The sequence below is a fragment of the Bradyrhizobium sp. KB893862 SZCCT0404 genome (genome assembly GCF_018130885.1).
Taxonomy (GTDB): domain Bacteria; phylum Pseudomonadota; class Alphaproteobacteria; order Rhizobiales; family Xanthobacteraceae; genus Bradyrhizobium; species Bradyrhizobium stylosanthis.
In genome coordinates, this window is sequence record NZ_JAFCLT010000020.1 from 21745 (window position 1) to 34408 (window position 12664).

14 protein-coding genes are annotated in these 12664 nt (G+C 65.5%); 6 read left to right on the forward strand and 8 right to left on the reverse strand.

The window, feature by feature from the left end; translation table 11 throughout:
* The first annotated feature begins 31 nt into the window (after positions 1-31).
* From JQ617_RS39190 to aroQ, 4 genes are read left to right on the forward strand one after another with little or no spacing between them, the layout of a single operon-like run.
* Positions 32-1060 carry a TRAP transporter substrate-binding protein gene (locus JQ617_RS39190; protein WP_212031016.1) on the forward strand — a complete coding sequence of 343 codons (1029 nt, stop codon included), beginning with the start codon at positions 32-34 and terminating at the stop codon, positions 1058-1060.
* 13 nt (positions 1061-1073) lie between these two features.
* Positions 1074-1616 (forward strand): TRAP transporter small permease, encoded by a 543-nt coding sequence (locus JQ617_RS39195; protein ID WP_212031017.1) that lies wholly within the window; start codon positions 1074-1076, stop codon positions 1614-1616.
* 3 nt (positions 1617-1619) lie between these two features.
* Entirely contained in the window at positions 1620-2900 is a 1281-nt protein-coding gene (locus JQ617_RS39200) for a TRAP transporter large permease (protein ID WP_212031018.1), read from the forward strand.
* 18 nt (positions 2901-2918) lie between these two features.
* Positions 2919-3350 carry a type II 3-dehydroquinate dehydratase gene (aroQ, locus tag JQ617_RS39205; RefSeq protein ID WP_212031019.1) on the forward strand — a complete coding sequence of 144 codons (432 nt, stop codon included), beginning with the start codon at positions 2919-2921 and terminating at the stop codon, positions 3348-3350.
* Between the two features lie 140 nt (positions 3351-3490).
* Here the strand turns inward: aroQ and JQ617_RS39210 are convergent, their stop codons facing one another.
* From JQ617_RS39210 to JQ617_RS39225, 4 genes are all read right to left on the reverse strand, one after another.
* Entirely contained in the window at positions 3491-4552 is a 1062-nt protein-coding gene (locus JQ617_RS39210; RefSeq protein WP_212031020.1) for an MBL fold metallo-hydrolase, read from the reverse strand.
* Positions 4553-4836: 284 nt separating this feature from the next.
* Positions 4837-6990: a methyl-accepting chemotaxis protein gene (locus JQ617_RS39215; protein WP_212031021.1), complete on the reverse strand. Its 2154-nt coding sequence runs from the start codon at positions 6988-6990 to the stop codon at positions 4837-4839.
* Between the two features lie 164 nt (positions 6991-7154).
* Positions 7155-7877, reverse strand: a complete 723-nt coding sequence (locus JQ617_RS39220; protein ID WP_212031022.1) for an outer membrane protein — start codon at positions 7875-7877, stop codon at positions 7155-7157.
* A 225-nt stretch (positions 7878-8102) separates the two neighbouring features.
* Positions 8103-8423 (reverse strand): hypothetical protein, encoded by a 321-nt coding sequence (locus JQ617_RS39225; RefSeq protein WP_063686571.1) that lies wholly within the window; start codon positions 8421-8423, stop codon positions 8103-8105.
* A gap of 183 nt (positions 8424-8606) precedes the next feature.
* Here JQ617_RS39225 and JQ617_RS39230 point away from each other — a divergent pair, with 183 nt between their 5' ends.
* On the forward strand, positions 8607-8894 hold the full coding sequence (locus JQ617_RS39230; protein WP_212031023.1) for a hypothetical protein: 288 nt from the start codon (positions 8607-8609) through the stop codon (positions 8892-8894).
* A 15-nt stretch (positions 8895-8909) separates the two neighbouring features.
* Here the strand turns inward: JQ617_RS39230 and JQ617_RS39235 are convergent, their stop codons facing one another.
* The 3 genes from JQ617_RS39235 to JQ617_RS39245 all read right to left on the reverse strand — a co-directional run bounded on the left by JQ617_RS39235 (position 8910) and on the right by JQ617_RS39245 (position 10361).
* Positions 8910-9848, reverse strand: coding sequence for an AEC family transporter (locus JQ617_RS39235; protein ID WP_212031024.1), 939 nt, complete (start codon positions 9846-9848; stop codon positions 8910-8912).
* 142 nt (positions 9849-9990) lie between these two features.
* Complete coding sequence (locus JQ617_RS39240; RefSeq protein ID WP_063686575.1) at positions 9991-10200, reverse strand: hypothetical protein; 210 nt, start codon at positions 10198-10200, stop codon at positions 9991-9993.
* Positions 10197-10361: a hypothetical protein gene (locus tag JQ617_RS39245; protein WP_212031025.1), complete on the reverse strand. Its 165-nt coding sequence runs from the start codon at positions 10359-10361 to the stop codon at positions 10197-10199. The genes JQ617_RS39240 and JQ617_RS39245 overlap by 4 nt, the downstream gene beginning before the upstream one ends.
* 385 nt (positions 10362-10746) lie before the next feature.
* On the opposite strand from JQ617_RS39245, the gene JQ617_RS40490 reads away from it, so the two are divergent.
* Positions 10747-11025 (forward strand): hypothetical protein, encoded by a 279-nt coding sequence (locus JQ617_RS40490; RefSeq protein WP_249157868.1) that lies wholly within the window; start codon positions 10747-10749, stop codon positions 11023-11025.
* An 18-nt stretch (positions 11026-11043) separates the two neighbouring features.
* Here the strand turns inward: JQ617_RS40490 and JQ617_RS39250 are convergent, their stop codons facing one another.
* Complete coding sequence (locus tag JQ617_RS39250; RefSeq protein WP_212031062.1) at positions 11044-12663, reverse strand: ABC transporter ATP-binding protein; 1620 nt, start codon at positions 12661-12663, stop codon at positions 11044-11046.
* Position 12664 lies beyond the last annotated feature (1 nt).

The following is a 12664-nucleotide window of genomic DNA, read 5'->3' on the forward strand; positions in this document are numbered from 1 at the left end:
CCTAAGAACGAGATCATCAGGGGAGGGCGCGATGCGTGTTCGGATCAAAGGTCTGGCTTGGGTGGCGGCGATCGGCGCGGTCGCCCTGGGCGTGATGGGCTCGGCCTCGGGCCAGGCCATCCAGGAGCGCACCATCCGCTGGGGACACCTCAACAACACCGACCATCCCGTCAGCAAAGGCGTGCAGAAATTCGCCGAGATCGTCGCGGCCAAGAGCGGCGGCAAGCTGAAAGTGCGCGAATATCCGGCCAATCAGCTCGGCAGCGAGATGCAGCAGCAATCCGCGCTGCGCGCCGGCACCCAGGAGATGCAGTCACCGGCGACGACCTCGCTGGTCGGCATCGTCAAGGATTACGGGCTGATCGATTTCCCCTTCATCGTCTCGACCCCGCAGCAGGCCGATGCGCTGCTCGACGGTCCGCTCGGCGCGGCGCTGCTGGCGAAACTGCCGGAGAAGGGGCTGGTCGGCCTCGCCTATTGGGACCTCGGCTTCCGCAACGTCACCAACAGCCGGCGGCCGATCACCAGGGGCGAGGATCTCGACGGCATCAAGATCCGCGTGATCCCGAACCCCGTGTATCTGGAGACCTTCAAGGCGTTCAACGCCAACCCGGTGCCGATGAGCTTCTCGGAGCTCTACAGCGCGCTCGAGACCCGCACCGTGGACGGTCAGGAGAATCCGTTCTCGGTGATCCTGTCGAACAAGTTCTACGAGGTGCAGAAATATCTTGGCGTCACCAACCACACCTACTCGACCAACATCATCCTGATCTCCAAGAAATTCTGGGATACCCTTTCGCCCGACGAGCAGAAGATCCTGCAGGACGCCGCGATCGAGGCGCGTGACTACCAGCGCAAGGTCAGCCGCGAGCAGGCCAAGGCCGCGATCGACGAGCTCAAGGCCAAGGGCATGGAGATCAACGAGATCGCGCCTAGCGAGCTCGACCGCATGCGCGCCAAGACCAAGCCGATCGCGGAGAAATTCTCCGCCGACTACGATCCCGCGCTGGTCAAGCTGTTCAATAGCGAGCTCGATCGCGTTCATGCGCTGAAGCCCTGAGCGGCCCGAACTCATGAAGGCGGTCGTCAAAGCCTATTTCTGGCTGCTCCGCGCGGTCATCGCGGTGCTGCTCGCCGCGATGGTCGTGCTGGTGTTCGGCAATGTCGTGCTGCGCTACGGCTTCAACTCCGGCATCGCCGTCTCGGAAGAGCTGTCGCGCTGGCTGTTCGTCTGGATGGTGTTCCTGGGTGCGATCATCGGCATGAAGGAGCACGCTCATCTCGGCGTCGACAGTCTGGTCAAGGTCCTGCCGCCCGGAGGTCGCAAGCTCTGCTACGGGCTCAGCCACCTGCTGATGCTCTACGCCTCCATCCTGCTGACGGAGGGCTCGTGGAAGCAGACGATGCTGAACTGGGACACCGTGGCGCCGGCCTCGGGTCTCTCGGTCGGCCTGTTCTATGCCGCCGGCATCGTGTTCGGCGCCTCCTCCTGCGTGATCATCGTGCACGAGCTGTACCGGCTCGCGACCGGGCAGATCGCCGACGCCGACTTGATCGCGATCAGCGAATCCGAGGAGCTGGCCCATTCTCCCGACGCCGCCGGCGGAAAGCTGTAAGCGATGACCGTCGCCGTCTTCACCTTCTCGCTGCTGGGCGCCATGGCGATCGGCATGCCGATCGCGTTCGCGCTGATCGTCTGCGGCATCGCGTTGATGACGTATCTGGCCATGTTCGACTCCCAGATCATCGCGCAGAACGTCATCAACGGCGTCGATTCCTTCCCGCTGATGGCGGTGCCGTTCTTCATCCTTGCCGGCGAGGTCATGAACACCGGCGGCCTTGCGCGCCGCATCCTCAATTTCGCCATCGCGCTGGTCGGGCATTTCCGCGGCGGGCTCGGCTATGTCGCGATCCTCACCTCCTGCATCCTGGCTTCGCTGTCGGGCTCCGCGGTCGCGGACGCCGCGGCGCTCGGTGCGCTGCTGGTGCCGATGATGGCGGCGGCCGGCCACAATCGCGCCAGCGCGGCCGGCCTCGTCGCGGCTGGCGGCATCATCGCGCCTGTCATCCCGCCCTCGATCGGCTTCGTCATCTTTGGCGTCGCCGCCAATGTCTCGATCTCGAAGCTCTTCCTGGCCGGCATCGTGCCGGGGCTGCTGCTCGGCGTCGGCCTGTGCTTCGCCTGGTGGTGGGTGGTGCGCAAGGAGAATCCGGCGCGCCTGCCGCGCAAGAGCATTGCGGAGATCTGGCGCGCGCTGATCGACGGCTTCTGGGCCCTGATGCTGCCGATGATCATCATCTTCGGCCTCCGCTTCGGCATCTTCACTCCGACCGAAGCCGCCGTCGTCGTCGCGGTCTATTCGCTGGTCGTGGCGATGGGCGTCTACCGCGAGCTGAAGCCATCGCAACTGCCGGCGCTGCTGGTCTCGACCGCCCAGACCACGGCGGTGGTCATGTTCCTCGTCGCGGCCGCGCTGGTGTCGTCCTGGCTCATCACCGTCGCCGAGATCTCCGACCAGATCGTGGCCCTGGTCAAGCCGTTCGCCGGCAACCAGACGCTGCTGACCATCGTCCTGATGATCATCGTCGTCATTGTCGGCACCGCGCTGGACATGACGCCGACGATCCTGATCCTGACGCCGATCCTGATGCCGATCGTCAAGCAGGCCGGCATCGACCCGGTCTATTTCGGCGTGCTCTTCATCATCAACAACGCGATCGGGCTGATCACGCCGCCGGTCGGCGTGGTGCTCAACGTCGTCGCCGGCGTCTCCCGCGTCTCGATGGACGACCTGATCCGCGGCGTCTGGCCCTTCATGATCGCGCAGCTTGTCGTGCTAGCCTTGCTGACGCTGTTTCCCGTTCTCGTCACCGGCCCGGCCAAGTGGTTCGGTGGCTAACTCCCAGAAGGACCTTCCATGAAGCGCGTGATGATCCTCAACGGTCCAAACCTCAACATGCTCGGCATCCGCGAGCCGCACATCTACGGCACGACGACGCTCGCACAGGTCAATGCGAGCTGCGAAGAGGTTGCCGCAAAGCTCGGGCTCAAGCTCGCCTTCCACCAGTCCAACCATGAGGGCGTGCTGGTCGATCTGATCCAGTCGGCGCGGCAGGACGCCGATGCCATCGTCATCAATCCGGCCGGGCTCTCTTTCGCCTCGGTCTCGATCATGGACGCGATCAAGACGTTCGAAGGCCCGGTGCTGGAAGTCCACATCTCCAACATCCACGCCCGCGACGAATACCACCGCCACTCCAAGATCTCGTTCGTGGCGACGGGCGTGATCTGCGGGCTGGGTCCGTTCGGCTATATCGCGGCGCTGCACGCGATCGCGAATATGAAGTGAGGCGGTGCCGCAAACTCGTCATGCCCGGGCTTGTCCCGGGCATCCACGAATTTGTCTCCATCTGGAAGAACGTGGATGGCCGGGACATAGGCGAGCGACGCCGTCCTTAGGACGGCTATGCCCGGCCATGACGGCGTCGCTCACGTCGTCCTGAACTGCAGCACGCCGTCCTTCGCCTCGGACGTCAGCCGGCCCTCGACGATCATGTAGTTGACGTGGGCGACCAGCTCGCCGGCGGCAAAGCCCATCTGGTGTTCGTCCAGCACGTGCTTGTTGAACACGACGGGCACCAGCTCGCGCGAGGTCTTGGGCTGCTCGCGGCAGGCGTCCGCGATCAGGCGGCAGCGCTCCTCGTGGTGATCGGCAAGCTGCTTGATGCGGGTCTTGAGGCCGTAGAACGGCACGCCGTGGCCCGGCAGCACCAGAAGATCATAGGGCAGGGTGGTGGTGAGGCTCGCAAGCGAGGCCAGATATTCGCCGAGCGAGTTCTGGTCGGGCTCGACCGCCCACACGCTGACATTCGGCGAGATCTTGCTCAGCACCTGGTCGGCGGAGAGGAACAGCTTGTCGTCGGCGCAATAGAGCATCACCTGGTCGAGCGCATGACCGCCGCCGGTGATCACCTTGAAGCGCCGCGCGCCGATCACGACCTCGTCGCCATGCGAGATGCGCCGGTAGGAAGGCGGCAGCACCGAGACGCGCTTGAGATAGTCCTGGCCGCGGCCGAGCAGCTTCTCGGTCAGCGACTCGTCCATGCCGTGGCGGCGGAAGAACTGGCGCTGTGCCTCCTTCCGCTCCTCGGTGCCGCGGTTCTGGTGATAGACCGATTGCAGATATTCGACCTGCGACATCACCAGCGGGCAGTTGAACCGCTCGACGATCCATCCCGCGAGGCCGACATGATCGGGATGCGAGTGGGTGACGATCAGGCGCGTGATGTTGACGCCCTTCAGCGGACCTTCGAACAGCTTGGTCCAGGCCTCGATCGTCTCCTCGTTGCCGAAGCCGGCATCGATCATCGCATAGCCGTCGCCGTCGGCGAGCAGGTAGATGTTCACGTGGTTGAGGCGGAACGGCAGCTTCAGCCGCGCCCACAACACGCCGGGCCGGATCTCCACGACCTCTTCAGGGCCGGGATGCTGGTCCCAGGGATAGCGCAGGGCCTCGGCCGAGGACTGCACGGTGTCGGTTTTTGCGTTCATGCTACCGGCTTAAACCCAGTGCGGGCGAGGCGCCAGCCGAAAAAGGACGGAGGCCTGCCCGCATGGCGGACATACCGGGCAGTGCTTTTTCCGTGATGTGGGACGATCGTGCTCCGAACTCGGTCACCTCTCCCGCTTGCGGGGGAGGTCGGCGCGTAGCGCCGGGTGGGGGTTCTCTCCCCACGGGGATTTTACGAATGAACCGCGAACGGTCCCGTCGCGGAGCCACCCCACCCCTCCCCCGCAAGCGGGAGAGGGAGTCGAGTCCCCGCCTGGCCGGCGTCTTACGCCGCCCGCATGTTGTTGAGGAACGAGTCGATCTCGCCGCGCAGCAAGTCGGCCTCGCGGCGGAGCGCGTCGGAGGCGCCCAGCACTTCGTTCGCCGCCGCGCCGGCCTCGGCAGACGCCGTGGAGACGCCGACGATGTTGCTGGAGACCTCGCTGGTGCCGCCGGCCGCATGCTGGATGTTGCGGGCGATCTCGCGGGTGGCCGCGCCCTGTTCCTCGACCGCGGCGGCGATCGTGGTGGTGACGTCGTTGATCTCGCCGATGATCCGGCCAATGCCCTGGATCGCGCCGACCGCAGAGGTCGTGACCTGCTGCATGCTGGCGATCTGGGTGCGGATCTCCTCGGTCGCTTTCGCGGTCTGGCTCGCAAGGCTCTTCACCTCGGAGGCGACCACCGCAAAGCCGCGGCCGGCCTCGCCCGCGCGCGCCGCCTCGATGGTGGCGTTGAGCGCGAGCAGATTGGTCTGCGAGGCGATGGTCTGGATCAGGTCGACGACGACGCTGATGCGGCTCGCGCTGTCGGCGAGGCTCTGCACCGTGGCGTCGGTGGCGCCGGCCTCGTCCACCGCCTTCTTGGCGATCGCGGCCGAGGTGACCACCTGCTTGCTGATCTCCTCGATCGAGGACGACAGCTGCTCGGTGCCCGACGACACGGTCTGCACGTTGACCGAGGTCTCCTCCGCGGCGGAGGCGACCGCGTTCACCAGCGCATTGGACTGGTCGGCGGTGCTCGACATGCTCTGCGCGGTCGACTGCATCGAGTTGGCGGACTGCGCGAGATTGTCGAGCGCGGTGCGCACCGTACCCTCGAATTCCGCGATCTTCGCCTCCATGTGCGCGGCGCGCTCGGCCTTGACGGCGCGATCCTTGTCCTGCTCGCTGGCGAGCGTGCGGGCCTCGATCATGCTGTCGCGGAACACCGTCAGCGTTTCCTTCATCGCGCCGATCTCGTCGTTCTGCCGGGAGCGGACGATCTCGGTGTCGAGGTCGCCGGCCGAGAGCAGCTGCATGGCACGCTGAAGCTCGCGGATGCGGCGCAGGATGTTGCGGCCGACATAGAGCCAGACGAACAGGCCCGAGCCGACCAGCATCAGTGCGCCCAGCGCCAGCATGACCGTCGTGGCGAGCGAGGTCTCCTGCTGCGCCTGGGAGGTCGAGCTGTTGGTCTCCTTCTGCACGCCGTCGACGAGCTGCTGCACGCTGATGCCGAGGCCGACATTGAGCTTGCGCGTCTCGTCCAGGATGGTCTGGCCGTAGTCGATGGAGTCGAGCTCCTTCTCACGAAGATTGAACACGCCGGTCTTGCCGGTGCCGAGCGCGAGCAGCTTTTCCGCGGTCGCGCGCAGCGCCTTGTTGCCCTCATTGTCCGGCAACAGGTCGAGGTTCGACCGCAGGCGACCCTGTGCCGTCTTGAATTCCTTCTGGATGTCGTCGAGCTTGTCGCTCGTGCTCGCCGACAGCGCCGCGCTCATGTCGGCGGCCGCGAGATTGCCGCTGGCGACGACGTTGCCGAGCTGGCCGACCGTCTGCGCGACGTCGTTGGCATCGTCGGCCGACAGGATCGCCGAGCCGAGAATGGCGTTCATCCGCGTCTGCGCCTCCAGCATCGCCGGACTGGCCGCGCCGACAAAGGCACCCTGGGCGCTGCGCAGCGCGTCATATTGCTTCTCGTGAAGGGCGGCGAGGTCCAGCCGTTCGCGCGCGGCCTTGGTCAGACTCTGGGCCGCCTCGTTGATGCTCTTCATGGTCTCGCCGAGTCCGGCGACGACGGTCTTGTCGCCGCCGAGCGCGATGATCTCGTTGAGCTTCTGCTGCGTCTGCTCCTGCAGCTCCTTGAGCTTCTTGGTGCGCTCGTTCAGCGCTTCCTCGCTTTGAGCCGCAAGCAGGGCCGGTCCCTGCGCTGCAAGGCTCGCGCTCAGGGCCGACAATTGCAGGCTGGCGGAGAGGCGCGGGATGTCCTGTCCGCTCAATTCGGTCATGCGTCCGCCGAGATTCTGCAGCGCGAGGCCGGCGCCGGCTGCGATCACGAGGCCCATGCCGGCGACCACGCCGAAGGCTGTAAACAGGCTGCCGCGCACGCCCCAATTCGGCATCTTGAAGGGAGGCTTGAATCGGCCAAGCAAACGGCCAACGCCCAGACGGATCGCCATCGAAATTCCCCCACGCTCTTGCTTCTGTTTTGTGACGGGCAGTATCGACAGGGCCGGTTAAAAAATCGCAATTGCTGCAATCGCTTGCGTTGGTTCCGCAGAGCGAAAAAGAAAGGGCCGGCGAGATCGCCGGCCCTTCGTCGCGATAAGGTTTTGCTAACCGATCAGTAGCGCGCGGCGACCGGCGCGGCCCAGTTGAAGCGGTAGTTCAGGCCCGCCTTGACCGTGTGGTCGTCGGTCGTGAAGTTGCCGGTGCCCGCCAGCGGGCCCGCGACGAAGTGCGCGTCGCCGAAATTGTAGTACTGGTACTCGGCCTTGGCCGACCAGTTCGGGGCGAACATGTATTCGATGCCGGCGCCGACAGTGTAGCCGTTGCGGTGATCGCCATCGATGATGAAGCCGGTCGGCACGCCGGCGACGGTCACCTTCTCGTTGTTGTCCGAATAGGCGTAGCCGCCCTTCACGTAGACGAGGCCGGGGCCCCAGGTGTAGCCGACGCGACCGGTGATCGAGCCGAGGCCACGCTGGTCATTGGTGTAGGCGACGCCGCCCGGAAACACCGCGCCGACGCTGCCGGAGAGCCAGGAATACTGGCCTTCGACGCCGACGACGAAGTTCGGGTTGAACTGCCAGTCCGCGCCGACCTGCACGCCGCCGACGAAACGGCCGTTGCCGTTGTTGCCGGTGGAGAGGCCGCTGAAATTGTTGTCGCTCGAGAAGGCGCCGCCGACATGGCCGCCGATGTAGAAGCCGGTCCAGTTGTAGATCGGCGCGGCATAGGCCGGCGCCGGCGACTTGTAGTAGCCGCGGTTGAGATCGGCACCGAGGGCCGGCGCGGCAGCGCCCGCCGCCAGCAGCGCCGCGGTCGCAAACAGAATCTTCTTCATGGTCTTGAACTCCAACACGTAAGGTCCCCGGCTGGCGCGCTTTCCGCGCCGTCGTTGGTTTTGCAGATAGCTTGCTTTTGACGAAAATGCTGTCACATCCGTGGCACAGCGACAGCCAACCTAACTTGTTGGGCTGCAAATGATTTTCGTGCTTAATGGCGGCTTAAGAAGTGGTGAAGGAAGGCTTAATCCGGCGCGTTGTGAGTAACCTGCGCGCGCATCTCGTTAACCAAGGCGCCGCAACACCTCGTCACGCATCTGCGCGCGGAACGCCGCGCGCTTGGCCGGCCGGTCTTCCTCGCGCACGTCGTGGCGATCGAAGATGTCGAACTTCTCGAGGATCGGATAGCGCTCGCTGGCCATCGCGAGCACGCGCAGCACCTTGGTTGCCGACGGCGTCGGGCCGCTCACTTCCCAGCGCCGGACGATGTCGGCCCCGCCCTTCTCCGGCAGGCCGCAGAGTTTCGCCATGTCGGCGGCCGTCAGCTTGCGCGCGATGACGTCGGAAAGGTCGTTGCGAAGCTGCTTCAGTTCAGGGCCGGTCATGTCACTCGCGTCCAGAAAAGCGTCAGAGGCAATGCACTAGCGCTGATTCGGGTCCATCCGAAGGCCGCGCGCCGGGCTGCGGCACCTTCCCGCGTGCACGGAGTTATGAACGAGAGGCCAATGGAAATCGTCCCACGAATGATCACATGGTTGAAGGGGCATCCCAGCGAGGAGAAATCAGTCATGACAAGCATGAAGCTCGCCATTGCCGCATTCGTCACTGTCGGTCTGTTGGCCACGCCGTTCGCGGCCGAGGCGAAGAAGGCCCGCGTAACCAGACACTATTACAGCACGAGTGTGACGAGCCCGGCCTATAGCGGTGTCGGGGCGTCGGCCGCGCGGGGCACGGCCGCTTATGGCTCGTCCGGCCAGACGGTCGGCACGGTGACGGCGCCGTCGATCGGAACGTATAATTGGCCGTCGGTCGGCGTGACCAATTCGGTTCCCACCTGGAGCAACACCACGCGATGAGCGCGCAGTTGCGGATCAGCGCGTGCCGGGCGCCAGACCGGAGAGCAGGTACAGCGCGACCAGCAATGTTGCGACCGACAGCATTGTCGTGACCGAAACCGTGGCCGCGACCAGTTTCTCCTCGACCTTGTGCTCGTGCGCCAGCACGTACACCGTCTTCGCCGTCGGCACGGCCGCGCAGATCACCGCAGCGACGGTGTAGAGCGGATTGAGGCCGGTGATTACGCAAAGCCCGTAGACGATCAGCGGCATGACCACCAGTTTCACCGCGGCGAGCGCGAACGATGCCGTGAGGTTGGATCGAAGGCCGTCGACGGACAGGCCGAGCCCGATGGCGAACAGCGCGCATGGCGTGAGCGCCGCAGCGATCATGTTGAGATAGGCCGCGACCGGCGCGGGAATCGGCAGGCCCGTGATCGCCCAGACGAGGCCTATGAGGGTCGCAAGCACCATCGGGTTGAGCAGGATCTGCTTCGCGAGGCCCGCGGACTGCGCCGATGATCCGCCCGCGTCCCTTTCCAGCAGGATGACCGTGATCGGAAACATCACGGCGGCCACGAACACCGTCGCCACCGCCGCCGGCAGGACTGCAGGCTGGCCGTAGATCGCGTGAAGGATCGGCAGCGCCACGAAGCCGGTGTTGGTCATCGCCGCCGCCATGCCACGGATCGTGCTGCTGGCGAGATCGTGCTTTCCACCGGCGCGGACGGCCAGGAACACGAGTGCGAAGCAGATGAGGGAGCCGCCGCCGAAGGCGAGCAGGAAGCGCCATTCCAGCAGATTGCGCGCCGGCTCCTGGGCGATCGTGACGATCAGCAGCGCCGGCATCGCCACGTTGTAGGCGAAATGCACCAGCGCGTCGGCCAGCGAACGCGAGAGATAGCCGAGCTCGCCGGCCAGCCAGCCGGTGACGATGATCGCGAATACGGGAAGAACGAGGCTCGCGACTTCCATCCGGCTCCCCCTTGCTGCCAATGGCTGCGGGGAAGGTTACTCCGGCAATGGAGCGCCGTCACTGTCTTGCGCGAGCTGCTGCGGGCTCGCGCGGTTTGTCGGTGGAGGAGCTCCGGCGGGCAAGGCCCGCCGTTTCACCGCGTCAGATGCCGCGGCCGGCCTGCTGACCGATCACGCAACGCCATGCGGCAAGGCGTTCGGCCGGATGCTGGTTCATCCATTCGGCGAGCTGCGGCGCGCCCATCAGGCAGGATTGCACCGAGATCTGTGCAAAGTCGGAGCTTGTCACGAGCTGCTCGTGACAATTGCTCGGGGAAGCGAGACTGCAAAGCACGGCGATGATCTTGATCATGCGGGGCTGCCCCTCTCGCTCTGGCGCCCATTGGCTCCGCTCGACTGCTCGCCTGCGGCATCGTTCGGCGGAAAGATGCTGTCATAGATCGCGCGCGCCTCCTGGATGAGGCGTATGCGCTCGCGCTCGGACTTTGAGACAAACTGAATAACCTGGCCCATGTCGGCCTCCAATAGATCGCTCGATCCATCATCACATGATGGAAATCATTCCAAACGAAGGTGGGGTGCCGGCTGCTGCTTTTCAGCGGTGCGGGCGGTCACAAGGGATAAAAAGCCCGTGACTGTTCTGTTCCTAGCGGAACGGAATACCGGGCGCCGATCTCATGTCGCTCCGGGACACTCCTCGCGTCCTGGGACCATCGCAACCAATTCACGCATGAGGCGGATTCATTCGTCGCGGCAATTTGAGTGCATCGCGCCCGGTAGCGGCAGCGCGTTGCGGCACCTTTTGAAGGGCGTGGAGTTGTAAATCGACCCAGTGCACAAGCGGTCGACGAGTCCGCGGCTGATGCGACTGAGGGACCGCACCCGAAAGGATCAAGCCATGAATCAAGTCACGACAAGAACGAGACGTTCCATTGCCGCTCTCATCGCCATCGGATTTGCAGCCGCGCCATTCGCCGCAAGCGCGCAAAGCTCGGCGACGGGCGCACAAATCAGCACGCACAGCACCCCGGGAGCACCAGTACAGCAAGGCACGATTGGAAGCTCCGGGCAGACCGTCGGGACGGTGACAGCGCCGTCGGTCGGAACGTCCACTCAGCCCTCCGTCGGCGTGACCAACTCAGTCCCCACTTGGAACAACACTAACCCGCCCAAGTAGCAACCGCGACCGGCCGCCTCAGGCTGCCGGCGCGCGCTCCTTCTGCCCCGGCACGGCAGCCAGCAATTCGCGCGTATAGGCATGCTCGGGTGCGGCGAAGAGCTGCGCCGTCGGCTTCAGCTCGACGATGGCGCCGCGCTGCATCACCGCGATGCGGTCGCAGATTTGCGCCGCGACGCGTAAGTCGTGGGTGATGAACAGCATCGACAGGTCGAGACGCGCCTTGAGGTCTTCGAGCAACCTCAAGACTTGCGCCTGCACGGAGACGTCGAGCGCGGAGACGGCTTCGTCCGCGACGATGATCTCGGGTTCGAGCGCGAGCGCGCGGGCGATGCCGATGCGCTGGCGCTGGCCGCCGGAGAATTCGTGCGGATAGCGTTCGAGCGCGCCTGCATCGAGGCCCACCATCTTGAGCAGATCGCGGGCGCGATCGAACGCGACCTTGGGATCGGTGCCGGCCGCGATCGGGCCGTCGGCGATGATGTGGCCGATCTTGCGCCGCGGATTGAGCGAGGCGAACGGATCCTGGAAGATCATCTGGATGCGATGCCGCTCGGTGCGCAGCGCCTTGCCCGAGAGCGAGGTCAGGTCGGTTTCGCCGATCCGCACCGTGCCGCGGTCGGCCTCGATCAGCCGCATCACCAGGCGCGCCACCGACGATTTGCCGGAGCCGGATTCGCCGACGAGGCCGAGCGTCTCGCCCTTGAGGATGTTGAAGTTGACGGCGCGCGCGGCATCGACGCGGCGGTCCTCGCGGAACCAGCCGCCCGAGGTGACATAGGTCTTGTCCAGCCCGATCACCTCGACGGCCCTGGCCTGGTCGTCGAGCGGGGCGCGGGCGGGCGGGTCCATCGACGGCACGGCCGCGAGCAGCGCCTTGGTGTAGTCGTGCTGGGGATCGTTGAAGACGGTTGCGGCGGGGCCTTCCTCCACGACCTTGCCGTGGCGGAGCACCACGACCTGGTCGGCGATGTCGGCGACCACGCCGAAATCGTGGGTGATGAACATCACAGCCATGTTGCGGTTGCGCTGGAGGTTGCGGATCAGCTTCAGGATCTGCGCCTGCGTGGTGACGTCGAGCGCGGTGGTCGGCTCGTCCGCGACCAGCACGGCCGGTTCGAGCGCAAGCGCCATCGCGATCATCGCGCGCTGGCGCTGGCCGCCGGAGAGCTGGTGCGGATAGGCACGCACGATGCGCTCGGGATCGGGCAGGCCGACCTCGCGCGCCAGCGACAGCGCCTTGGCGCGCCGCTCCTTCGGCGTCAGCAGGCCGTGCGCCTCGAACATCTCCGCCATCTGGTCGCCGATGCGCATCAAGGGATTGAGCGCGGTCATCGGCTCCTGGAAGATCATCGCGAGGCGGCGGCCGCGCAGATCGCGCCAGCCGTCGTCGTCGAGCTTGAGCAGGTCGCGGCCTTCGAACTGGATCTCGCCCGAGGTGACCGAGACCGTGTCCGGCAACAGGCCCATCAGCGCATGCGCGCACATCGACTTGCCGGAGCCGGATTCGCCGACGACGCAGACGATCTTGCCGGGCCGCAGGTCGAGCGAGACGCCGTCGACCGCGAAGGGGCGTTCGGCGCCCTTCGGCAGCGCGATCCTGAGGTTCTTGATGGAGACGGCGGGCGGTGCGGTCATC

Coding starts and splice junctions, on each gene's coding strand:
- JQ617_RS39240 (WP_063686575.1), bottom strand. CDS start 10,200: ATGATCAAGATCATCGCCGTGCTTTGCAGTCTCGCTTCCCCGAGCAAT.
- JQ617_RS39195 (WP_212031017.1), top strand. CDS start 1,074: ATGAAGGCGGTCGTCAAAGCCTATTTCTGGCTGCTCCGCGCGGTCATC.
- aroQ (WP_212031019.1), top strand. CDS start 2,919: ATGAAGCGCGTGATGATCCTCAACGGTCCAAACCTCAACATGCTCGGC.
- JQ617_RS39235 (WP_212031024.1), bottom strand. CDS start 9,848: ATGGAAGTCGCGAGCCTCGTTCTTCCCGTATTCGCGATCATCGTCACC.
- JQ617_RS39230 (WP_212031023.1), top strand. CDS start 8,607: ATGACAAGCATGAAGCTCGCCATTGCCGCATTCGTCACTGTCGGTCTG.
- JQ617_RS39190 (WP_212031016.1), top strand. CDS start 32: ATGCGTGTTCGGATCAAAGGTCTGGCTTGGGTGGCGGCGATCGGCGCG.
- JQ617_RS40490 (WP_249157868.1), top strand. CDS start 10,747: ATGAATCAAGTCACGACAAGAACGAGACGTTCCATTGCCGCTCTCATC.
- JQ617_RS39210 (WP_212031020.1), bottom strand. CDS start 4,552: ATGAACGCAAAAACCGACACCGTGCAGTCCTCGGCCGAGGCCCTGCGC.
- JQ617_RS39220 (WP_212031022.1), bottom strand. CDS start 7,877: ATGAAGAAGATTCTGTTTGCGACCGCGGCGCTGCTGGCGGCGGGCGCT.
- JQ617_RS39225 (WP_063686571.1), bottom strand. CDS start 8,423: ATGACCGGCCCTGAACTGAAGCAGCTTCGCAACGACCTTTCCGACGTC.
- JQ617_RS39200 (WP_212031018.1), top strand. CDS start 1,620: ATGACCGTCGCCGTCTTCACCTTCTCGCTGCTGGGCGCCATGGCGATC.
- JQ617_RS39215 (WP_212031021.1), bottom strand. CDS start 6,990: ATGGCGATCCGTCTGGGCGTTGGCCGTTTGCTTGGCCGATTCAAGCCT.
- JQ617_RS39250 (WP_212031062.1), bottom strand. CDS start 12,663: ATGACCGCACCGCCCGCCGTCTCCATCAAGAACCTCAGGATCGCGCTG.
- JQ617_RS39245 (WP_212031025.1), bottom strand. CDS start 10,361: ATGGGCCAGGTTATTCAGTTTGTCTCAAAGTCCGAGCGCGAGCGCATA.